The 20,701-nt window shown below is 68.7% G+C and carries 22 protein-coding genes; 11 read left to right on the forward strand and 11 right to left on the reverse strand.

Features of this window, described 5'->3' with window-relative positions; all coding sequences use genetic code 11:
* Positions 1–21 precede the first annotated feature (21 nt).
* Complete coding sequence (locus tag CXR42_RS05570; RefSeq protein WP_103256458.1) at positions 22–1,137, forward strand: tetratricopeptide repeat protein; 1,116 nt, start codon at positions 22–24, stop codon at positions 1,135–1,137.
* A gap of 28 nt (positions 1,138–1,165) precedes the next feature.
* Here CXR42_RS05570 and CXR42_RS05575 read toward each other — a convergent pair whose 3' ends face one another.
* The 7 genes from CXR42_RS05575 to CXR42_RS05605 form a co-directional block, all read right to left on the reverse strand.
* Positions 1,166–1,801 (reverse strand): hypothetical protein, encoded by a 636-nt coding sequence (locus CXR42_RS05575; protein WP_103256459.1) that lies wholly within the window; start codon positions 1,799–1,801, stop codon positions 1,166–1,168.
* Positions 1,802–1,896: 95 nt separating this feature from the next.
* On the reverse strand, positions 1,897–2,505 hold the full coding sequence (locus CXR42_RS05580; protein ID WP_103256460.1) for an inner membrane-spanning protein YciB: 609 nt from the start codon (positions 2,503–2,505) through the stop codon (positions 1,897–1,899).
* Positions 2,506–2,509: 4 nt separating this feature from the next.
* Positions 2,510–3,409: an EamA family transporter gene (locus tag CXR42_RS05585; protein WP_103256461.1), complete on the reverse strand. Its 900-nt coding sequence runs from the start codon at positions 3,407–3,409 to the stop codon at positions 2,510–2,512.
* On the reverse strand, positions 3,406–4,290 hold the full coding sequence (locus CXR42_RS05590; RefSeq protein ID WP_103256462.1) for a hypothetical protein: 885 nt from the start codon (positions 4,288–4,290) through the stop codon (positions 3,406–3,408). The genes CXR42_RS05585 and CXR42_RS05590 overlap by 4 nt, the downstream gene beginning before the upstream one ends.
* Positions 4,280–5,221: a hypothetical protein gene (locus tag CXR42_RS05595; RefSeq protein ID WP_103256463.1), complete on the reverse strand. Its 942-nt coding sequence runs from the start codon at positions 5,219–5,221 to the stop codon at positions 4,280–4,282. The genes CXR42_RS05590 and CXR42_RS05595 overlap by 11 nt, the downstream gene beginning before the upstream one ends.
* Entirely contained in the window at positions 5,218–6,240 is a 1,023-nt protein-coding gene (gene ftsY / locus CXR42_RS05600) for a signal recognition particle-docking protein FtsY (RefSeq protein ID WP_103256464.1), read from the reverse strand. Before ftsY ends, CXR42_RS05595 begins: the two co-directional genes overlap by 4 nt.
* Before the next feature lie 63 nt (positions 6,241–6,303).
* On the reverse strand, positions 6,304–7,005 hold the full coding sequence (locus tag CXR42_RS05605) for a lysoplasmalogenase (protein ID WP_103256465.1): 702 nt from the start codon (positions 7,003–7,005) through the stop codon (positions 6,304–6,306).
* 77 nt (positions 7,006–7,082) lie between these two features.
* On the opposite strand from CXR42_RS05605, the gene CXR42_RS05610 reads away from it, so the two are divergent.
* The 6 genes from CXR42_RS05610 to CXR42_RS05635 all read left to right on the forward strand — a co-directional run bounded on the left by CXR42_RS05610 (position 7,083) and on the right by CXR42_RS05635 (position 10,912).
* Positions 7,083–8,144: an alkane 1-monooxygenase gene (locus CXR42_RS05610; protein WP_103256466.1), complete on the forward strand. Its 1,062-nt coding sequence runs from the start codon at positions 7,083–7,085 to the stop codon at positions 8,142–8,144.
* A 397-nt stretch (positions 8,145–8,541) separates the two neighbouring features.
* Complete coding sequence (locus CXR42_RS05615; RefSeq protein WP_103256467.1) at positions 8,542–8,934, forward strand: hypothetical protein; 393 nt, start codon at positions 8,542–8,544, stop codon at positions 8,932–8,934.
* A 382-nt stretch (positions 8,935–9,316) separates the two neighbouring features.
* The gene (locus CXR42_RS05620; protein ID WP_103256468.1) at positions 9,317–9,706 is read left to right on the forward strand and encodes a hypothetical protein; all 390 of its coding nucleotides are present in this window, start codon (positions 9,317–9,319) and stop codon (positions 9,704–9,706) included.
* On the forward strand, positions 9,706–10,095 hold the full coding sequence (locus CXR42_RS05625) for a hypothetical protein (RefSeq protein WP_103256469.1): 390 nt from the start codon (positions 9,706–9,708) through the stop codon (positions 10,093–10,095). The genes CXR42_RS05620 and CXR42_RS05625 overlap by 1 nt, the downstream gene beginning before the upstream one ends.
* Positions 10,096–10,109: 14 nt before the next feature.
* Entirely contained in the window at positions 10,110–10,499 is a 390-nt protein-coding gene (locus tag CXR42_RS05630) for a hypothetical protein (protein ID WP_103256470.1), read from the forward strand.
* Positions 10,499–10,912, forward strand: a complete 414-nt coding sequence (locus CXR42_RS05635) for a hypothetical protein (RefSeq protein ID WP_103256471.1) — start codon at positions 10,499–10,501, stop codon at positions 10,910–10,912. Before CXR42_RS05630 ends, CXR42_RS05635 begins: the two co-directional genes overlap by 1 nt.
* Positions 10,913–11,034: 122 nt before the next feature.
* On the opposite strand, the gene xseA is transcribed toward CXR42_RS05635, so the two are convergent.
* The 3 genes from xseA to CXR42_RS05650 all read right to left on the reverse strand — a co-directional run bounded on the left by xseA (position 11,035) and on the right by CXR42_RS05650 (position 13,600).
* Complete coding sequence (gene xseA / locus CXR42_RS05640) at positions 11,035–12,603, reverse strand: exodeoxyribonuclease VII large subunit (RefSeq protein ID WP_103256472.1); 1,569 nt, start codon at positions 12,601–12,603, stop codon at positions 11,035–11,037.
* A gap of 68 nt (positions 12,604–12,671) precedes the next feature.
* Positions 12,672–13,232 carry a type 1 glutamine amidotransferase domain-containing protein gene (locus CXR42_RS05645; RefSeq protein WP_103256473.1) on the reverse strand — a complete coding sequence of 187 codons (561 nt, stop codon included), beginning with the start codon at positions 13,230–13,232 and terminating at the stop codon, positions 12,672–12,674.
* A gap of 95 nt (positions 13,233–13,327) precedes the next feature.
* Positions 13,328–13,600: a hypothetical protein gene (locus tag CXR42_RS05650; protein WP_103256474.1), complete on the reverse strand. Its 273-nt coding sequence runs from the start codon at positions 13,598–13,600 to the stop codon at positions 13,328–13,330.
* A gap of 64 nt (positions 13,601–13,664) precedes the next feature.
* Here CXR42_RS05650 and purD point away from each other — a divergent pair, with 64 nt between their 5' ends.
* The 3 genes from purD to CXR42_RS05665 all read left to right on the forward strand — a co-directional run bounded on the left by purD (position 13,665) and on the right by CXR42_RS05665 (position 17,125).
* Positions 13,665–14,930 (forward strand): phosphoribosylamine--glycine ligase, encoded by a 1,266-nt coding sequence (gene purD, locus CXR42_RS05655; protein WP_103256475.1) that lies wholly within the window; start codon positions 13,665–13,667, stop codon positions 14,928–14,930.
* Entirely contained in the window at positions 14,927–15,802 is an 876-nt protein-coding gene (locus CXR42_RS05660) for a bestrophin family protein (RefSeq protein ID WP_103256476.1), read from the forward strand. Before purD ends, CXR42_RS05660 begins: the two co-directional genes overlap by 4 nt.
* Positions 15,803–15,868: 66 nt before the next feature.
* Positions 15,869–17,125, forward strand: a complete 1,257-nt coding sequence (locus CXR42_RS05665; RefSeq protein ID WP_103257043.1) for an aspartate kinase — start codon at positions 15,869–15,871, stop codon at positions 17,123–17,125.
* A gap of 180 nt (positions 17,126–17,305) precedes the next feature.
* Here CXR42_RS05665 and CXR42_RS05670 read toward each other — a convergent pair whose 3' ends face one another.
* Positions 17,306–18,205 carry an NAD(P)/FAD-dependent oxidoreductase gene (locus CXR42_RS05670; protein ID WP_103256477.1) on the reverse strand — a complete coding sequence of 300 codons (900 nt, stop codon included), beginning with the start codon at positions 18,203–18,205 and terminating at the stop codon, positions 17,306–17,308.
* A gap of 168 nt (positions 18,206–18,373) precedes the next feature.
* On the opposite strand from CXR42_RS05670, the gene ptsP reads away from it, so the two are divergent.
* On the forward strand, positions 18,374–20,620 hold the full coding sequence (gene ptsP, locus CXR42_RS05675; RefSeq protein ID WP_103256478.1) for a phosphoenolpyruvate--protein phosphotransferase: 2,247 nt from the start codon (positions 18,374–18,376) through the stop codon (positions 20,618–20,620).
* Positions 20,621–20,701: the final 81 nt, after the last annotated feature.

Genomic DNA, 20,701 nt, shown 5'->3' on the forward strand with positions numbered 1-20,701 from the left:
CCATTGCCCCCGCAGGTTTCCATGCGCCCCTTGCTTTTCGTCCTTGCCACCCTGATGCCCAACCCCCTCCTCGCCCAGACCTGCGAGGATCGCGGCCCGGACTACGCGGCCCGCATCACCCTTTGCGACCAGGCCTTCGCGGCGGCCGAAAACAACAGCGCCGCCGCCATGGCCCTTGCCTTCAAGGCCGAGGCGCTGCGCCTTCTTGGCCGCTATGACGAGGCGGACGCCGTCCTGAAAGAGGCGCTTGGCTTTTCCGCCGACAATGCCTGGATCTGGGTCGAGCTGGGCAACGTCGCCTATGACAAGGGCGAGGCGGCCGAGGCGCTGGCGCATTACTCGGCGGCGCTGGCGGTCGAGGATAACGTCGATGCCTGGGCCAACCGAGCCGAGGTCTGGTGGCAGTACCGCATGGGCGAACGCTGCGATTTCGACGCCGACAATGCCCTGCGCATCGACCCCAGCTTCGCCTATGCCAACGAGGTGAAGGGCCGCTGCCTGATCGACCTCGGCCGCGCGGAAGAGGCGCTGGCCTATTTCGACACCGCGATCTCGCTCTTCCCCGGCTACCAGAACGCCTATCGCAACAAGCTTTCCGCGCTGGCAGCCCTTGGCCGGCATGAGGAGGTGGTGGCCACCGCCGACCAGGCGCTGCGCCCCGATGTGGTGCCCGACCCTGTCCCCGCGATCGAAGAGGACATCCTGTCGCGCCGCCTTCTGGCCCTGTCGCACTATGCCCCCGCCGCCACCGTCACCGCCGAGGCGGATGCCCTGCTTGCGCGCTATCCCGAAAGTCTTGCGGCGGTGAACGTGAAGGGCCGGGCGCTTCTACTGACGGGCGATCTTGCGGCGGCCGATCAGGTCACCCAACCCCTGCGCCAGGCGATCGAAGGCCGGCGGATGGAGGCGGTCTATCACGACACCCTGGCGCAGATCGACGTGGGCCTGGCCCGGCTTGAGGAGGCCTATGCCCATTACGCCGCAGCGATGGATCTCGATCCCACTCTGTCCCGCGCCTATGCCCGCAGCCTGTCGGGCCTGGGCTTCCTGCCCTTGTCGAATGCGCCGCCAGGGGTGCTGACGGCGCTGCGGCGGTGTCTGGATGTGAAGAAGGCTGGGTGCAAGGTGACCAGCTGACCGCACGGGGCGATCAGACCGTATCGCCTCAGATCGGGTGGGCGTCGTCGTCCAGGTTGATCACGGTCAGGACCATGGCCCGCAGGATCATGTGACCGATCACCGGCAGCACCGCCCAGAACAGCAGCCAGTACGACGTATCCAGAGCGCGGATCAGGGTCTCGTTCAGCAAGAGGAACGCGAAGTTGTAGACCACCATCATCCGGGTCAGGTTCGGCAGATGGTCACGCATCTCGGCATCCGGCCAGAAGCTGGCGGCGGTCGCGGTCTTGCCCTGGATCACGTCGATCAGGAACACGCCGCCGATCACCACATAGAACACGCTTTGCATCCGCTGGCACCAGACCGGGTCGTCCACGGCCGCCAGAACCAGCATCGGCAGCAGCGCGAAAGCCACGGCGAACAGCACGGCCTGCGCGGTGGAGTAGCGCGTCAGCATCCGCCGCACCATGCCTTCGAAGCCCAGACCCAGCCGGACGGCCAGCGCGGCAAGGAACGCGGTCACGAAGGCCTGCCCCTCATGGTCGGGGCCCAGCATCACCGACAGGACCGGATAGCCGATCAGCAGCACCGCGCCCGGCAGATACAGCGCCCGGCTTAGCGGCGGCAGATCCTGAAACAGGCTAAGGAACAGGCGGACAAGATCGAACGGATGACGGTACATGGCGAACCCCCTCAGGTCGCCTCAAGATCTACCCGACCATCAAGGCAGGCCTGCGGCATGAACCGGACCGCGCCGGGGCATTCCTGTGCAAATGCTCAGGGTTCGTCCTTGGGCGGCTCGTCGATGTAGGACTGCAGCATCGCGAAGTTCACCATCAGGAACAGGAACAATGCGGCGGGCATCGCAAAGGTCTCCAGCTTGACCCAAAGCTCGGTCGACTGGGTGCGCCAGATCACCTCGTTCGCCACCGCAAGCGCCGCGAACATCACTGTCAGGCGGCGGGTCAGGATCATCCAACCCTCTGGTTTCATGGGCAAAGCCTCGGCCATCACCCATTGCAGCAGGCTTGTGCCACGCAAAAGCCCGATCCCCAGGATCACCGCGAAGGTGCCGTAGACGATCGTCGTCTTCATCTTGAAGAAGCTTTCGTCGTTGAACCAGGCGGTCAGCCCGCCGAAGAAGATCACCATCACCGCGACGAAGATCTGCATCCGGCTCAGGCTGCCGGTCAGCCACCACAGCGCCGCAATCGAGGCAAGAAGCAGCGGCACCAGCACCACGGCTGCCACAATGAAGCCCGAATATGTCGTGCCGGCGATCAGGTACGACTCATCCTTGATCCACATGTAGATCAGGAAGAAGACGACCGTCGGTCCCAGTTCCAGCACCTGTTTCAGGACCGGGTTGATCTTCTTTTCCGCCATCGCCTTACCCCGCGAATTCCATGATGACCGCGCCCGCCGCGATCAGCGCCATCAGGCCCGCCCGGACCGGCCCCACCTTCTCGCCCAGAACCAGCCAGCCGATCAAGGCGGCAAAGACGGTGCTGGTCTCGCGCAGCGCCGCCGCCTCGCCCACCTTGTCCAGCCGCGTGGCCAGCATGATCGAGCCGAAACTGAAATAGGCGACGAATGCGCCCAATACACCCCGTTTTAGCAGGGGAACCGCTTCCTCGCGCGCCAGACGGCTCCAGCGCCGCCAGGTCAGGGCGGGGATAAAGACGCCGTCCAGCATGAAGAACCAGGCCAGGAAAGTGAAAGGGTCCGCCGTCGCCCGGATGCCATAGGCGTCATAGGTGGTATAGGTCGCGACCATGGCCCCCGTGGCCACCGCAAGCCCCAGCGCCGGGACCAGCGTCGCGCGGTCCACCGTCACGTGCACCAGGTTCCAGGCGGCCAGCCCCAGGATACCGCCGACCAGAAGGCCCAGGCCCGCCCATTGCCCCGGCGCGAAGGTCTCGCCAAAGACCAGGCCCGCACCGATCACCGTGAAGAACGGCCCCGTGCCGCGCACCACCGGGTAGACCACGGTAAAGGCCCCCCGGCTGTAGGTCATCGCCTGCAACACCTTGTAGACCGAGTGGATCACCACCGCGCCCGCGAAGATCGGCCACATATGCGGCTCGGGCCAGGGCACGGCAAACAGCGCGAAGGGCACTGCGATCAGCCCATAATTGGCATCAATCGCCGCCCGGCTTAGCCAGGGATCGTGCCGACCCTTCTGCAACGCGCCGAACAGCGCATGCAGCACCGCCGCCAGCAAGGCCAGCGCCAGAGCCAGGTCCTGCCCCGCAAGGGTTCCCTCCAGGCTTTGCAGATAGGCGCTCAAGGTGACAGACCGGGTGTCCAGTCCAGCTCCAGCCGCGCGCCGTCCAGAAAGCGCCCCAGCGCCTCGGATGAGGCCGGATCGCCGGACAGCGCCAGCACCGCCACCTGCGCCGCACCGATCCCCGGCTCGGCGGCGAATGCCAGATGCAGCCGTCCCCGGCCATGCGGCAGGGCGGCAAGCAGCGCGGCAAGCTCGGACCGCCCGTCCTCGCCGAACAGCGTCTCGGGCAAGTTGTCGCCAAGCATCCGCAGCGCCAGCCGCGCCGCATCGACGGCCGCGCTACCCTTTGCCCCATCGACCAGCCGTTCGCCCAGCATCTCCATCACCGGCCGCAGGCTGCGCCCGTCGTTCTGCCAGTCCAGCGCCAACCCGGTCAGCCGCCCCGCCAGCAACGCGGCGGGGTCCAGCCCCCCGGCCCGCCCCTCCACATCCAGCCGCAAGGTCATGCCGCTGCCCAGCCGCAAAATCAGCGGGCGCAGCGCGACCACCCCGTCCTCCAGACTGGCCGCAAGGCTGACATCCACCACCTGCAACCGCAAAATCGAGCGTAGCCGGTCGTCCATCTGCCGGTCGCCCGCCTTGGGTTGCAGCCGCAGCCCCTCGGCCTCGACCGCCAGCGCGACCAGCGCGCCCGCCTCGACGCTGCCGCGCAGGCGCAACCGCTCGACACTGACATTGGGCCGGTCCAGCGCCGGGGTCCGCAACGTCGCCCCGTCAAACACGCACCAGCCATCGGCCGGGGCCTGCGGCGGGGCGGCAAGGACATAGCCCTCCAGCCCCTGCAAGGGCGCGATCAGGGCGGCACAATCGGCCGGAACCGGCTCGGCCAGGGCGGGACGCGCCAGTGCCAGCGCCGCCAGAACGGCCAGGTTACGGAGCATCCTCGGGGCTCCATCCAATGTCCAGGGTCACGCCCTGCAACAGCGGCACCACCTCGGCCAGACCCTGCGGCATCCCGGTCATCACCGGCCCCAGCAGCCGCACCGGACCAAGCCCGGCCTCGGACCGCAGCCGCACCGTCAACCGGCCCGCTGGGTTGGGCATCTCCTCCACCAGCGCCACCAGCGCGGCCTTGCTTTCGGCCGAGACCAGCGCCTCGGGCAGATCGGCGATCCCCGCCTTCGCCTCTTGCCGCAGCGCCTCGGCGGCGGCGTCGATGTCGCCCTCGCTCTGCAGCAGACTTTCCCCCAGGCCCATCAGCAGGTAGGTCTCGAAGAACCCGTGGCTTTGCACCATCAGGTCGGCCTCGGTCACGGCAAAGCTGGTCAGCGACATCTGCGCCGCCCCGACCGAGCCCAGGTCCACCCCCGCAACCTTGGCGCTGAGCGTCACCAGGTTCTCGCCCGGCAGATCGACGGTCAGCCCCTCCACGGCCAGCACACGCGCCGGCGCATCCCAGGCCAGGTCCATCTCGACCCGGATCAGGTTCGACTTCGCTTGCGCCTGGGCCGCGTAAAGCCAATCCAAATGCGGAACGTCCAGCTTCACCACCATCCGCAGGCCTTGCACCCGCACCGACAGCCGGTCGGGAACGGTCGTGCCATCGGCAACCCATTGCAGCGCGCCGGACAGATGCAGGCTGTCCATCAGCACATCCGGCATATACTGGCCCGGCAGGTCCAGCCGCAGGTCCGTGTAAAGACAGCCCTCCATCGCGCTTGGCGTCACGGTCGCGGCAAGCGGAGCGACCGGCTCGGCAATCGCGATCAGCCGCGCCAGCACCGCCTCGCAGACCGGCGGGACGACCGAGACCTGGGCCGCCGCAGGTGCAGCAAGCCCGGCCGCCAGAAACAGAGCCGCCGCCCGGATCATTCCGCAGCCCCCACCAGCGCGCGGGCGAAATCCTCGGGGTCGAAGGGCGCAAGGTCGTCGATCTGCTCGCCCACACCGATGGCATGGATCGGCAGGCCGAACTTGTCGGCCAACGCCACCAGCACGCCCCCCTTGGCCGTGCCGTCCAGCTTGGTCATCACCAGACCCGAGACATCGGCGATCTTGCGGAAGATGTCGACCTGCGTCACCGCGTTCTGCCCCGTGGTCGCGTCCAGCACCAGAAGCGTGTTGTGCGGCGCGGTTGGATCAACCTTGCGGATCACGCGCACGATCTTGGCCAACTCCTCCATCAGGTCGGCCCGGTTCTGCAACCGCCCCGCCGTGTCGATCATCAAAAGGTCCGCGCCGTCCGCCCGCGCCTTGGTCAGCGCATCGAACGCCAGCGACGCCGGGTCCGAGCCTTCGGGCGCGGTCAGCACCGGCACCCCGGCGCGCTGGCCCCAGATCTGCAACTGCTCCACCGCCGCCGCGCGGAACGTGTCACCGGCCGCGATCACCACCGACTTGCCCGCCGCCTTGAACTGGCTGGCGAGTTTCCCGATCGTCGTCGTCTTGCCGGACCCGTTCACCCCAACCACCAGCACGACCTGCGGCTTTGTCGGATAAAGGGGCATCGGCCGCGCCACCGGGGTCATGATCCGCGCCACCTCCTCGGCCAGCGCCGTCCGCAACTCGCTGGTAGAGATGCGCTTGCCAAAGCGCCCCTCGGCGATGTTGGCCGTGACCCGGACAGCGGTATCCACGCCCATGTCGGCCTGGATCAGCACCTCCTCCAGGCTTTCCAGCATCGCATCGTCCAGTACGCGCCGCGGCTCCTCGGTCCGGCCGATCAGGCGGCCCAGAATACCGGGTTTCTCGGCTGCTGGCTGCGGCGTTTGCGCCGCAGGGGCTGCCGGCGTCTGAGGGGCCGCCTCGTCCGCGACCAGCGCCTCCAGCCCCTCGCCGATCTTGTCCGACGACCGGAACATCCGGTCCTTGAGTTTCTTGAAGAACGACATCGGCCTGGCCCCCGGGCTATCCTGATCTTCACCTAGTCGCTTTGGCAGGCGGTGAAAAGTCCGTCAGGCCGCCCCTTGCCAATACAGCACCGCCCCCCAGGCAATCAGCGCCTGCCCGACCCAGTAGGCGGGCCATAGCGTCAGGGCCAGCCAGCGCCGCACCGTCTCGCCCTTCGCGACGAACAGTTGCACCGCCAGCATCAGGTCCGACAGGATGAACAGCCCCGCCCCCAGCCGCAGCACCCCTTGCCCTGGATGCGCCGGCAAAAGCACCGCCGCCACGCCCATCAGCCCGATCAACCCGACATAGACCCGCACCGGCTGGCGCAGCACACCCGTCCGGGGCGTCAGCCACATCTCGGTCGAGGCGACCAGCCCCCCCAGCGCCACCAGCGCCCCGATCTCGGCACCCGAAAGCCCGTCAAAGCCCAGATCGCCCGAGCGCAGAAGAAATCCCCCCGCATAAGCCAGATGTCCCGCCCCAAAGGCCGCGACCCCGGCCAGGAACCGCGCGATACCGCCCAAAGCCAGGAAAAGATCGCCCAGCGCGCCCAGTGCCAGGCCCAGCGGGACCAGCCAGAACCAGTCGCCCAAGGGAAACGTCAGCACCACCAGCGCCAGCAGCCCGGTCGAGCCGGTCTTGACCGCCACCCCCGCCCAGCCCTTCACCTCACGCGCGGCAAAGACCAGCCAATAGCCGATCGCCGCCGACAGCGACACTATGGCAGTTGCAAGCGCCACGATTTCGCCCAAGGTTCCCGGCATCCAAGACCTCCCGCCCCCGACCTTCCGCCCCGATCTTCCGCCCCCCGACCGCCAGCCTTCACCGGACCTGCCCGCCGATGCAACCCCGCCCTCTGCCGCTTGCCGGTTTCGCGCTGGCCGCACTCCTGCCTTTGCCGCTGCTTGCCCTTGGCGTGACGCTGGGCGGCGGCTGGCTTTGGGCGGCCTTCCTGTACATGGCGGTGCTGACGATCCTTCTCGACCAACTCATCCCCCTGACCGCCGGGGCCGACGAGGGGATGGAGTTTCCCGCCGCCGACATCCTTCTGGTCAGCCTTGGCCTTGGCGCGCTGACGATCCTGCCGGTGGCCACCTGGGCCATCGCCGGCGACAGCCCCCTGACGGCGGGCGAGCGTGTGCTGTGCTTCTTCGCCACCGGCTTCTGGCTGGGCCAGGTCGCCCACCCCGCCGCGCACGAGCTGATCCACCGCCCCCGGCGCGAGCTGTTCCGGCTTGGTGCCGCCGTCTATGTCGCGCTGCTTTTCGGCCAGCACGCCAGCGCGCATCGGCTAGTCCACCACCGCCATGTCGGCAGCGCCGAGGACCCGAACACCGCTCGCGCGGGCGAGGGGTTCTACCGCTTTGCGCTCCGCGCCTGGCGCGGCAGCTTCCTGCAGGGCCTGCGGGCGGAAAGCGATCTGCGCGCGCGCGGCAGCCGGCTGGGTCTGCACCCCTACTACTTCTACATCGCCGGCAGCCTGTCGGCCCTGGTGCTGGCCGCGCTGATCGCTGGCCTGCCGGGCCTTCTGGCCTGGGCCGGCCTTGCCCTGCATGCGCAAAGCCAGGTCCTTCTGTCCGACTATGTCCAGCACTACGGCCTGACCCGCCTGCGCCAGCCCGACGGCCGGCTAGAGCCGGTGGGCCTGCGCCACAGCTGGAACACCGCGCATTGGTTTTCCTCGGCCCTCATGCTGAACGCCCCCCGCCACTCGGACCACCACGCCCACCCCGGGCGTCCCTTCCCCGCGCTTCGCCTTCCGCCCGAGGGCGAGGCCCCCCGCCTACCCTGGCCCCTGCCCCTGGCCTGCGCGCTGGCCCTCGCCCCCCGCCAGTGGAAGCGCCTGATTCGCCCGCATCTTGCCAAGTGGCAGGCCGCCGAGGCCAAGCAATCCGCGCGGTGACCACTCTCGCCTGCCCTAGGTCAGTGATGCCTCGCAGCCTGACTGGCGCCGCAAAGCGTTCCAGCCACCCGCCCCCACCAAGCGTGACCAACCCGGCGTCGGTGCATCGGCTTTGCCGCCCCCACCAACCTCCATCGCCGCGCCAGACCCGCAACCGCGCAAGCCTGACTCGTCGCCTCAGTCCAGCCGCCAACAGATAGCCCCGCACCCCCGACGCCGTTTCCACACCCGCCCCGCGTGACCCGCCGCACGCTGCCCCCTCGACGCGACACCGTCGCACCTGTTCGGCCCAGCGCCACCGCCCCTCCGCGCGCCCTGCGCAAGACACGGGCGCTTGACTGGCCAATCGCTCCCGTCTCTGGCAGTCTCCCCCCGAACCGACCTGCTGGAGCCGTAGATGCGCCATCTTCTTGCCGCCCTGATCCTGACCGCCACGCCCGTCCTCGCCGAAACGCCGCTCTCCGCGCCCGAGTTCGACGCCGCCACCCTTGGCGCCACGATCACCTATGACTACGGCGGCGGCCTCTTCGGGACCGAGGAATACCTCGCCGACCGCCGCGTCCGCTGGGCGTTCGAGGGCGACCTGTGCATCTACGGCACCTGGTATCAGGCGGGCGACGAGATCTGCTTTGCCTACGAGAACGACCCCGACCCGGCCTGCTGGCTGTACTTCCTGGAAAACGGCAAAATTCGCGGCCGCTACATGGGCGAAGGCGGCGGGTGGGAGATCGTCGAACATTCCCGCGACGGCGGCCCCTTGCCCTGCGCCGGTCCCGACGTCGGCGTCTGATGCCCTCCGGTCCGCCCCCCGCGCTGCCGACACCAACCCGCGCACCTGCTGCCCGTGTCGCCAAGGATCAGCCCCGCCCCAATCGTGGCGGCACGGCGCAGCGGGCGCATCCCACGCCTCGCGATATCCACCTTCGCGCCATACCGCCCGCCAGCCCCGCGCGCCCGGCAGGCGGGCCCAAGCGCATGACCTGCCCCCGTCCTTTCCGCGCTCTGCCGACAGGCGCTGCGCAAGGGGTGGTCGGTGCCATCGACCAACCCCCAGCGGCCACCCGGGCCAGGGGTCAGCCCCACCCAGGGCCGCTGCCCGGCACCTCCCCGCTCAAGCACCGCCGCGTCCGCAACCCGCGCCAGCCTGGCGCCCCCAGCCCCCGGACCCACTGATGCGCGCCGTCCTCCTCCTGTCGCTGCTCGCCACCCCCGCGCTGGCCGAAGTCCCGCTCTCGGCCCCGGACTTCGAGACGCATGTCTCCGGCCACACCCTGACCTACACCCAGTTCGGCCGCGTCTACGGGGTCGAGGAATACCTTCCCGGCCGCAAGGTCCGCTGGTCGGTCGCGCCCGATGAATGCCAGTACGGCACCTGGTATCCCGAAGGCGACTTCATCTGCTTCGTCTACGAATACGACCCCAACCCGTCCTGCTGGACCTTCTGGCTGCGCGAGGGGCGGCTGGTCGCCCTCTCCATCGCCGATGCCCCCGGGGCCGAATTGACCGAGGCCGAGCGTAGCCAGACCCCCTTGCCCTGCCCCGGCCCGGATGTGGGGGTCTGATGCGCCGCGCCTTTCTTCTCGCGCTCCTCGCCGCGCCCGCCGCAGCCCAGACCCCGATGACGCCCGAGGAATTCGAAGCCTGGGCCACCGGCAAGACCCTGGACTATGCCGTGGGCGGCCAGGTCTGGGGCAGCGAGGCCTATCACCCCGGCCGCCGGGTGACCGACGCTGATGCCGACGGGCCCTGCCGCGCGGGGCGCTGGTTCCCCCGCGAGGGGGCCGTGTGCTTTGTCTATCAGGACCTCCCCGGCGAGCATTGCTGGCGCTTCTGGCGCGACGGCCAGACCGTCCTCGCCAGCCCGCTGACCGCCGATCCCGCCGATCCGCCCCAGACCGTCACCCCTGCCGCCGGGCCGCTTGCCTGTCCCGGACCGGATGTCGGCGTCTAACGCAGGGACAGCCCATGCGCCTTCTCGTCACCCTTGCCCTGCTGACCGGCCCCGCGATGGCCGAGACACCGCTTTCGGCGCAGGACTTCGACGCCCTGACCCGGGGCCGCACCCTGACCTGGGCCGAGTTCGGCCAGGTCTACGGGGTCGAACAATACCTGCCCGGCCGCAAGGTCCGCTGGACCGTGCTGGGCGACGACTGCCAGACCGGCCATTGGTACGCGCACGACCAGGCGATCTGCTTTCTCTATGACGGCCGCACCGACCCGGTCTGCTGGGAGATCACCGCCGCAGGCACCGCCCTGCACGCCCGTCTCAGCGGCAGCCCCCCGGATGCTGCCCCGGTGATCCTGGAAGAGACGACCGCCCCCCTGGCCTGCTTCGGCCCCGAGGTCGGCGTCTGATGCGCGCCGCTCCCGTCCTCGCCCTCGTCCTCGCCCTTCTCCTGACGCTCCAGCCGCCGACGGCCCAGGCGGAAGGGGCAGACCCGCCGCTCTCGGCCCAGGACTTCGAGGCCATCGTCCAGGGCCGCACCTTCGACACGCTCAACCTCTCCGGCCGCTACGGGGTGGAAACCTTCCTGCCCGGCCGCCGCGCGATCTGGCGCGATGCGGGGCAATGCCTGGAAGGCACCTGGCGCGCCGAGGGCGAGATGATCTGCTTCGACTACCTGGGCGAACCCTTCCCCTATTGCTGGACCTACCACGACCGGGGCGGCTGGCTGGTGGCCTGGCTGAACGGCGACCGCAGCCGCGAGCCGATCACGCTGCAACCCGCTGACGAGGTGGTGACCTGCGAAGGCTTCTTCGGCGTCTGACCGCGCTCCGCCACGATCTTTCTGCGAAAGATCAGATTTTTCGCAGAAAAATCGTCGCCCCGCCGGTCTGCAAACTCGGACCTGTGGTTACCAGCCCGCCAGAACCAGACCGGCGCGGACGGTCAGAACAGGCTCCCCTGCCCGCTCTCGCCCTCGCCCCGGCCCTTCTTGCCTGGCCTGCCACCGACCAGAAGCCGCCCGTCGCGGAATTCGATCTCCAGCGCCGCAGCCTTCTCGGCCCCGGCTTTCGAAGTGACCACCGCCCCGTCCCCCCGCACGACCGCATAGCCCCGCTTCAAGGTCTCGGCATAGCCTAGCGTGACCCGCGTCCGGTCCAGCGCCTCCAGCCGGTCGGCCAGCCGGGCCAGCCGCTGCCGGGGCGCCGCGTTCAGCCGGTCGCCCAGCCGCGCCAGGTCGCGCCGCCCGTCGCCCACCTTCCGCCCCGCCTCGCCCAGCATCCGCGCCAGCGCCGGGGCCAGCCGGGCCGCCAGCGCCTCCAGCCGCTCCCCCCGCCGTTCCAGCCGCAAAAGGATCGCGCGGGCCAGCCGCTCCTCCCGCGCGCCAAGCAGGTCCCGCTGTCGCGCCACCAGCCCCCGCAGCGCCGCAGGCTGCAGCCGCCCCGCCACCCGGTCAAACTCGCGGTGCTTCTTCGCGACCGCCAGCCCAAGCCCCGAGCCAAGCCGCATCCCGCAGGTATCCAGCCGCTGCCGCGGCGTCGCCACCAGCGTCTCGACCCGAGGCAAGGCCCGCGACAGGTCCCGCAACCTTTGCCGCCGCAGGGTCACACCCTGCCCCACCCCCCGCACCAGCCGCGCGCCCAGCGCCTCCAACACCGCCAGCAACTCCAGCCGCACCGGCACCGCCAGCTCCGCCGCCGCCGTGGGCGTCGGGGCCCGCAGGTCCGAAGCATAGTCGATCAGCGTCGTATCCGTCTCATGCCCCACCGCGCTGATCAGCGGGATCGCCGACCCTGCCGCCGCCCGCACCACGATCTCTTCGTTGAACCCCCACAGGTCCTCCAGCGACCCGCCACCCCGCGCCACGATCAGCACATCAGGGCGCGGGATGGGCCCACCCGGCGCAATCGCGTTGAACCCCCGGATCGCCGCCGCCACCTGCGCCGCACAGTCCTGGCCCTGCACCGCCACCGGCCAGATCAGCACATGCCGGGGAAAGCGGTCCCGCAGCCGGTGCAGGATATCCCGGATCACCGCGCCACTGGGCGAGGTCACCACCCCGATCACCTTTGGCAGATAGGGAATCTGCTTCTTCCGGCCCGCATCAAACAGCCCCTCGGCCCCCAGCGCGGCCTTCCGCTTCTCCAGCATCGCCATCAGCGCGCCCGCGCCCGCCGGGGCCACGTCATCGACGATCAGCTGATACTTCGATTGCCCCGGAAAGGTGGTCATCCGCCCGGTGGCCACGACCTCCATCCCCTCCTCGGGCCGCACCTGCATCCGCGCGACCTGGCCCTTCCAGCTGATCGCGGCAATCACGCTGCGGTCATCCTTCAGGTCAAAGTACAGATGCCCCGAGGCCGGACGCGACACCCGCCCCACCTCGCCCCGGACCCTGACAAGGCCGAACTCGCCCTCGATCACGCGCTTCACCGCGCCCGAAAGTTCGGACACGGTGTATTCCGGCTGGTTGCCGCTGGGTCGGGGACCGTCGTCTTCGAAAAGCTCGCTCATGCTTCATTGATGCCCGATCCCGACGCGAAGATGAAGCGCCGGAATCGGACAGGATAATCGGGGACGCGTCAGGCCGCCGCGCGCTGGTGCGTGCCCTCGGCGATTTCTTCGACCAGCTTGGCGCAGAAGGCCGGCAGATCCTCGGGCTTGCGGCTGGTGACAAGACCCTTGTCGGTCACCACCTCGGCATCCGACCAGATCCCGCCCGCGTTCTTCACGTCCGTCTGGATCGAGGCGTAAGAGGTCACCTCGCGCCCCCGCACGATCCCTGCCTCGACCAGCAGCCAGGGCGCATGGCAGATCGCGCCGATCACCTTGCCCGCGTCCCAGAACGCGGTGATGAAGGCAATCGCCTCGGGTTCCACCCGCAACAGGTCCGGGTTGATCTGGCCGCCAGGCAGCACCAGCGCGTCATAGTCGCCGGCACTGACCCCGGATAGCGCCGCATCGACCGTGATCGGCCGACCCCAGTCCTTGCCCTCCCAGCCCGTGATCTCGCCGGCTTTCGGCGCGATGACATGGACCTCGGCCCCTTCGGCCCGCAGATGCTTCAGCGGCACTTCCAACTCGGACTGTTCGAACCCGTCGGTGGCCAGAATGGCGATGCGCTTGCCTTGAATGCTCGGCATGGGATGCTCCGTTGCTGTTTGGGATTATCGCCCAGTCAACGTCAACGCGTTCCGCAGGGTTCCGTTGTCAGATGGTCGCAGGGCCGATCCGGCGACTACTCACCTGCGTCCGCTGCATCCGGGCCGTCGGGTCCAACGCCGCGTCCCCGGTCCAGGCCAGACCCGTGCGTCCTGCGGTACAGGGCATAGCTTCCCAGGATCAGCCCCCCGCCCAGCGCAGCCAGCCAGATGCCAGACGTCGCCAGCCCATAGATCACCAGACCAAGGCCCACCATCTCCAGACCCCGAACCAGAAGCGAGGGCCGCGGCCTTCGCCTGGCGCCCGCGGTGTTGTCCGGTTCGATCCCAAGGCCTGCGTCCGGGTCCATGCTTGCCTCCCCGCCCACCTGACCCTATGACGCGAAGAGCAGATTTCCAAGCGGGGGCACGGCCATGAACATCCTGATCCTGGGTTCCGGTGGCCGCGAACATGCCCTTGCATGGGCGGTGAAGCAGAACCCGAAATGCGACCGGCTGATCGTGGCACCCGGCAATGCCGGGATCGCGATGCTGGCCGAATGCGCCGACATCAACATCCTGGACGGCGCCACCGTGGTCACCTTCTGCGAAGAGAACGCCATCGACTTCGTGATCGTCGGACCCGAGGCCCCCCTGGCCGCCGGCGTCGCCGATGCCTGCCGCGCGGCGGGCCTGCTGACTTTCGGCCCCTCTGCCGCCGCCGCGCGGCTGGAGGCATCGAAGGCCTTCACCAAGGAAATCTGCGACGCCTGCGCCGCCCCGACCGCCGGTTACGCCCGCTTCACCGAAGCCGCCCCCGCCCGCGCCTATATCGCCGAAAAGGGCGCGCCCATCGTGGTCAAGGCCGACGGGCTTGCCGCCGGCAAGGGCGTCATCGTGGCGATGACCGAGGCCGAAGCCCTTGCCGCCATCGACGACATGTTCGGCGGCGAATATGGCGCAGCCGGGGCCGAGGTGGTCATCGAGGAATTCATGGCCGGAGAAGAGGCCAGCTTCTTCATCCTCACCGACGGAACGCACGCCCTGCCCATCGGCACCGCCCAGGACCACAAGCGCGTCGGCGACGGCGACACCGGCCCGAACACCGGCGGCATGGGGGCCTACTCCCCCGCCCCGGTCCTGACCGAGGCGCTGCAACAGCAGGCGATGGAGGAAATCGTCCTGCCCACCATCGCCGAAATGGCCCTGCGCGGCACGCCCTATCAGGGTGTCCTTTACGCGGGCCTGATGATCGAAAACGGCAAAGCGCGCCTTGTCGAATACAACGCCCGTTTCGGCGACCCGGAATGTCAGGTCCTGATGATGCGCCTTGGCGCGCAGGCGCTGGATCTGATGCTGGCCACCGCCGAAGGCCGGCTGGACCAGGTCCAGGTCAACTGGGGAGACGATCACGCCCTGACCGTGGTCATGGCCGCGCAAGGCTATCCCGGCGGCTACCTCAAGGGCTCCCAGATCCGGGGCCTGGAGGAGTTGCCCGAGGACAGCCGCCACATGGTCTTTCACGCCGGCACCGCCACGCGCGACGCCCAGATCATCGCCACCGGCGGCCGCGTGCTGAACGTCACCGCCCGGGGCGAGACCTTGCAACAGGCGCGTGACGCCGCCTATGCGCTGGTCGACCGCATCGACTGGCCGGGCGGGTTCTGCCGCCGCGACATCGGCTGGCGCGCGCTGCCATGATCCTGCGCGACAAGCCCGGGATCCTCGCGCTTCTCTTCGCCGTCCGGTGCTCGGTCCTGCCGCATATCGCGCCGCAACTCCTGTTCGTCGCCCTTTTCGCCACCACCATCGTCGCCATCGACCGCCACGTCCTGACCCTGCCCCATGTCCAGGCCGCGCCCCTGGCCGTGTTCGGCGTCGCCCTCTCGCTCTTCCTCGGCTTCCGCAACAACGCCGCCTATGACCGCTGGTGGGAGGCGCGTCGCCTTTGGGGCGGCCTTCTCGCCGATACCCGCTCCCTGTCGCGCGAGGCGGAGATCTTCCTACCCGACCCTGCCGACCGCCGCCGCCTTCTCACCGCGATGCGCGCCTTCCTGCACCAGCACCGCTGCGTCCTGCGTGGCCTGCCCAACGACGCAGCCGCCCTGCGCGACACCGCCACCGCCACCCCTGACGCGACCCTGGACGCCATGGCCGCCCACCTGGCCGAGGCCCTGCGCCAAGGCCGCATGGACGGCTTCGGCGCCCGCACCCTCTCCACCCGCCTTTCCACCATCGCACTCGCCCAGGCGGGCTGCGAAAGGATCAAGCTTACCCCGCTGCCTTACGTCTATTCCCTCCTCATCTTCCGCACGAGCTGGCTTTACTGTCTCCTTTTGCCCTTCGCGCTGCTGGAACCCACCGGCTGGCTGACCCCGCTCTTCGCCGTCATCGTCGCCTACACCTTCTTCGGCCTGGCCGAGGTGACCGAGGAACTGGCCCACCCCTTCGGCCTGACCGCCAACGCGCTGCCCCTCGACGCGATCTGCCGCACCGCCGAAATCTCCCTCGCCCCGCACCTGGACGAGGCCCCGCCCCTGCCCCTGCAACCCATCGGCTACCGCCTCGACTGACCCTTGCGCATGGGCGCACCCGCGCATAAGAAGCCCAGGTTTTGAACGCCCATGGGGGAGGCGCGGATGCCGCTTCTGGTGATGAAATTCGGCGGAACCTCCGTGGCGGACCTCGCCCGGATCGAGAACGCCGCCAAGAAAGTCCAGGCCGAGGTCGAGCGCGGCTATGACGTGATCGTCATCGTCTCGGCCATGTCCGGCAAGACCAACGAGCTTGTGGGCTGGGTCGAAACCACCTCGAAACTCTACGACGCCCGCGAATACGACGCCGTGGTGTCCAGCGGCGAGAACGTGACCGCCGGCCTGATGGCGCTGCGCTTGCAGGAAATGGGCGTGCCGGCGCGCAGCTGGCAGGGCTGGCAGGTGCCGATCAACACCACCTCGGCCCACGGCCAGGCGCGCTTTGTCAGCATCCCGCGCGAAAACATCGACGCCAAGTTCGCCGAAGGCTTCAAGGTCGCCGTCGTCGCCGGGTTCCAGGGCGTCAGCGCCGAAGGCCGGATCACCACCCTGGGCCGCGGCGGCTCTGACACCACCGCCGTCGCCTTCGCCGCCGCTTTCGGCGCGGAACGCTGCGACATCTACACCGACGTCGATGGCGTCTACACCACCGACCCCCGCATCAGCCCCAAGGCGCGCAAGCTGGACAAGATCGCCTTCGAGGAGATGCTCGAACTCGCCTCCCTCGGCGCCAAGGTCCTGCAGACCCGCTCCGTGGAACTGGCGATGCGCTACAAGGTGCGGCTGCGGGTCGTGTCCTCGTTCGAGGATGTCGACGAGAACTCTGGAACCCTGGTCTGCGACGAGGATGAAATCATGGAATCGAAAGTTGTGTCCGGCGTCGCCTATTCCCGCGACGAGGCGAAGATGACCCTCTTGAAGGTCGAGGACCGCCCCGGCGTCGCCGCCGCGATTTTCGGCACCCTTGCCGATGCGGGCGTCAATGTTGACATGATCGTCCAGAACATCTCGGAACTGGACGACCCCAGCGACAAGCGCGCCCATACCGACATGACCTTCAGCCTGCCCACCAATCAGGTGGACCGCGCGAAAAAGGCCATCGAGGATGCCGCCGCCGCCGGCGCCTTCGCCTATACCTCGCTGGTCACCGACAGCGATGTGGCCAAGGTCTCGGTCGTCGGCATCGGGATGCGCAGCCAGGTCGGCGTCGCGGCCAAGATGTTCGCGGCGCTGGCGGCCGAGAACGTGAATATCAAGGTCATCACCACGTCCGAGATCAAGATTTCGGTCCTGATCGACCGCAAGTACATGGAACTGGCCGTGCAGGCCCTGCACGACACGTTTGAACTCGACAAGGCGTAATCCCGCAAGCTGCGTCACCGCACCGGCGTAAGGTGGGCGATAACGCCCACCCTACCCCCCTTCTTCAGTCGCAATGAAACGGCCCATCAACGCCCCGCGCTTTTGCCCGGGTATCGTTCGCGCGCCGCACGTTGCTGTTTGCCCGGGCGTAAGGTGGGCGATATCGCCCACCCTACCCCCTCACTCCAATATCCCCAGCAGGTCCTGATGGCAGGCCGCCCCCGCCCGGTTGCCCGTCGATGCCGCTTGCGTGGCTGACGGAAAGGGCCGCGCCAGGTCCCCCGCAGCAAAGACCCCCGGAACGCTGGTCCGCTGGTGGTCATCCACCTTCAGATGCCGCCCCATCGGCGTCTCCTCGACTTCGCAGCCCAGCGCCTCGGCCAGGTCCGAGGCCGGCTCTTGCCAGGTGACCAGATACAGCGCCCGCATCTCGACACGGGTGCCGCCGTCAAGCTCCACCGCCTCGATGGCACCTTCGGACTGATGCACCCGCACCACCCGCCCCGCCGCGCGGCGCAGGCCAAGGCGCTCCAGCTTCTCGGCCTCTTCCGGCATCAGCGGCACGCCGTTTTCCAGTAGAACCAGATCATCGGTCCAGTCCTGAAGATGTGCCGCATGGTGCATCGGGATCGCGTCCACGGCCAAAAGGCCGGTGGTCCGGTCCGCCAGTTCATAGCCGTGGCAGTAGGGGCATTGCGCCACCGTCTGGCCCCAGCACTCGGCCAGCCCCGGAATGTCCGGCAGCACATCGCGCTGGCCGAAGGCCAGGATCACCCGTTCGGCCTGCACCTCTTCGGGCCCCTGCAGCACGAAGGCCCCCCGCTGGCCCGTGATCCCGGTAACCCGGCCCGCCATGTGCCGGGCGGTCGGATAAGCCAGCACCTCGGCCAGCCCCTTTTCGCGGATCGCCGCCGGCGCGGCCCCATCCATGCCCAGAAACCCGTGCGAGCTATGGGCGAACCGGTTCCGCGTCACCCCGTCGTCGATCACCAGCACGCTCCGCCGCGCCCGTGCCAGCATGATGGCGGCCGAGACGCCCGCAAAGCTGGCCCCGACCACCGCAACATCGACCTTCTGCATCCGCTGGCTCCCCCTGTCAGACCCAAGCCTTACGCGCGCCCCCCACCGGCAGTTCCCCCTGCCCAAGTTTCAGGCACCCGCCCCCCGGACCCGCCGCCCGCGCATCAACCGTGTTCCCCTTCCGCGCGACCTATGCTCTAAGGACGTCAAAACCCGAGGGGCCGCCGAATGCCGGAACGCAGCGAAAGCGACAGCCGCAAGCTCTTGCGCCGCCTGCGCGACATGCTGTCCGTCCCGGGCAAGGGCCAGGACCGGCTGGACCAGATCACCCACCTGATCGCCGACAGCATGAAGACCGAGGTCTGCTCGATCTACCTGTTCCGCGACCCCGAAACGCTGGAGCTGTGCGCGACCGAGGGCCTGCGCAAGGAATCGGTCCACCAGACCCGGATGAAGCTGGGCGAGGGCCTGGTCGGTCGCGTCGCGCGGCTGGGCCAGCCGGTCAACACCGCAAACGCGCCCGCCGAAAAGGGCTTTCGCTACATGCCCGAAACGGGGGAAGAGATCTATTCCTCCTTCCTTGGCGTGCCGATCCAGCGTGTCGGCGAGAAACTTGGCGTCCTTGTCGTCCAGTCCAAGACCGCCCGCCAGTTCTCGGAAGACGAGATCTATGCCCTGGACGTCGTCGCCATGGTCCTGGCCGAGATGACCGAACTTGGCGCCTTCATCGGCGATGACGGCGCGATGAAGGCCTTGCACAAGCAGCCGGTCCTCTTCCGCGGCTCCTCGGGCCAGGAAGGCGCGGCCGAGGGCCGGGTCTGGCTGCATGAACCCCGCGTCGTCGTCACCAATCCCGTCGCCGACGACCCCCTGACCGAAATCGACCGCATCCGCGCCGCCGTGGGCGAGTTGCGCGTATCCATCGACGACCTCTTGGAGGCCGAGCAACTGGACAAGGACCAGAAGCAGGTCCTGGAAGCCTACCGCATGTTCGCCCATTCCCGTGGCTGGCTGCGCCGGATGGAAGAGGACATCATGCGCGGCCTCTCGGCCGAGGCGGCGGTGGAAAAGGAACAATCCGCCGCCCGCAGCCGGATGGAACAGGTGCCGGACCAATACCTGCGCGAACGGCTGCAGGATCTGGACGACCTGTCGAACCGGCTTCTCCGCATCCTGACGGGCCAGGGCAAGGACACCGGGGCGGAAATGCCGGAAAACCCGGTCCTCGTCGCGCGCAACATCGGCCCGGCCGAACTCCTCGACTATGGCCGCAAGCTGAAGGGCGTCGTGCTGGAGGAAGGCTCGGTCGGCAGCCATGCCGCGATCGTCGCCCGCGCGCTGGCCATCCCGCTGGTCATCAACGCCTCCCGCGTCACGTCCGAGGCGCTGAACGGCGACCCGATCCTGGTCGACGGCGACCAGGGGATTGTCCACCTGCGCCCCGAGGAAACCGTCGCCCGCGCCTTCCGCGACAAGATCGCCATGCAGGCCGAGGCGCAGAAACGCTATGCCTCCTTGCGCGACCTGCCCGCCACCACGACCTGCGGCACCACCATCGCGCTGCACATGAACGCAGGCTTGATGGCCGACCTGCCCAGCCTGGAAGGCTCTGGCGCCGATGGCGTCGGCCTCTTCCGCACCGAACTGCAGTTCCTGATCCGCTCCAAGATGCCGCAGCGCGCCGAACTCGCCCGGCTTTACGCCCGGGTGATGGACGCGGCCAAGGGCAAGCGCGTCGCCTTCCGCACGCTCGACATCGGCTCGGACAAGGTCCTGCCCTACATGAAGCCGCCCGAGGAGCCAAACCCCGCCATGGGCTGGCGCGCGGTTCGTGTCGGCCTCGACAAGCCCGGCGTGATGCGGATGCAGGTCCAGGCCCTGATCCGGGCTGCGGCCGGGCGGCCCCTGACCATCATGTTCCCCCTCATCACCGAGTTCAGCGAGTTCCAGGCCGCCCGCGCCCATGTCCTGCGCGAGTTGCACCGCGAACGCTCTCTCGGCCACCCGGTGCCCGAGCGGATCGAGATCGGGGCGATGCTGGAAACCCCCTCGCTGGCCTATGCGCCGCGCGCCTTCTTCGAGTTGACCGATTTCATCAGCGTCGGCGGCAACGACCTGAAACAGTTCTTCTTCGCCGCCGACCGCGAGAATGAACTGGTCCGCCGCCGCTATGACACGCTGAACCTGTCCTTCCTCGCCTTCCTTGAACAGATCGTCGCCCGCTGCGCCGAGACCGGCACCCCCCTCTCCTTCTGCGGCGAGGATGCCGGCCGCCCGATCGAGGCGCTGGCCCTTGCCGCCATCGGCTTCCGCGCGCTGTCCATGCGGCCGGCCTCGGTCGGCCCGGTCAAGGCGCTGTTGCGCCGGGTGAACCTGTCCGAAGCCCGCGCGGTGATCGACCGCGCCCGTGCCGAAGGGGCCGAAAGCGCGCGCCCGCTGCTCATGGACTGGCTTGCCACCCAATCCGGCACCTGACACCGGGCACGATTTTTCTGCGAAAAATCGCAGCACTCCTCCCCACTCCTCCCGCGCCCCCGGACCCGATTTTTCGCAGAA

The organism is Tabrizicola aquatica (genome assembly GCF_002900975.1).
GTDB classification, from domain to species: domain Bacteria; phylum Pseudomonadota; class Alphaproteobacteria; order Rhodobacterales; family Rhodobacteraceae; genus Tabrizicola; species Tabrizicola aquatica.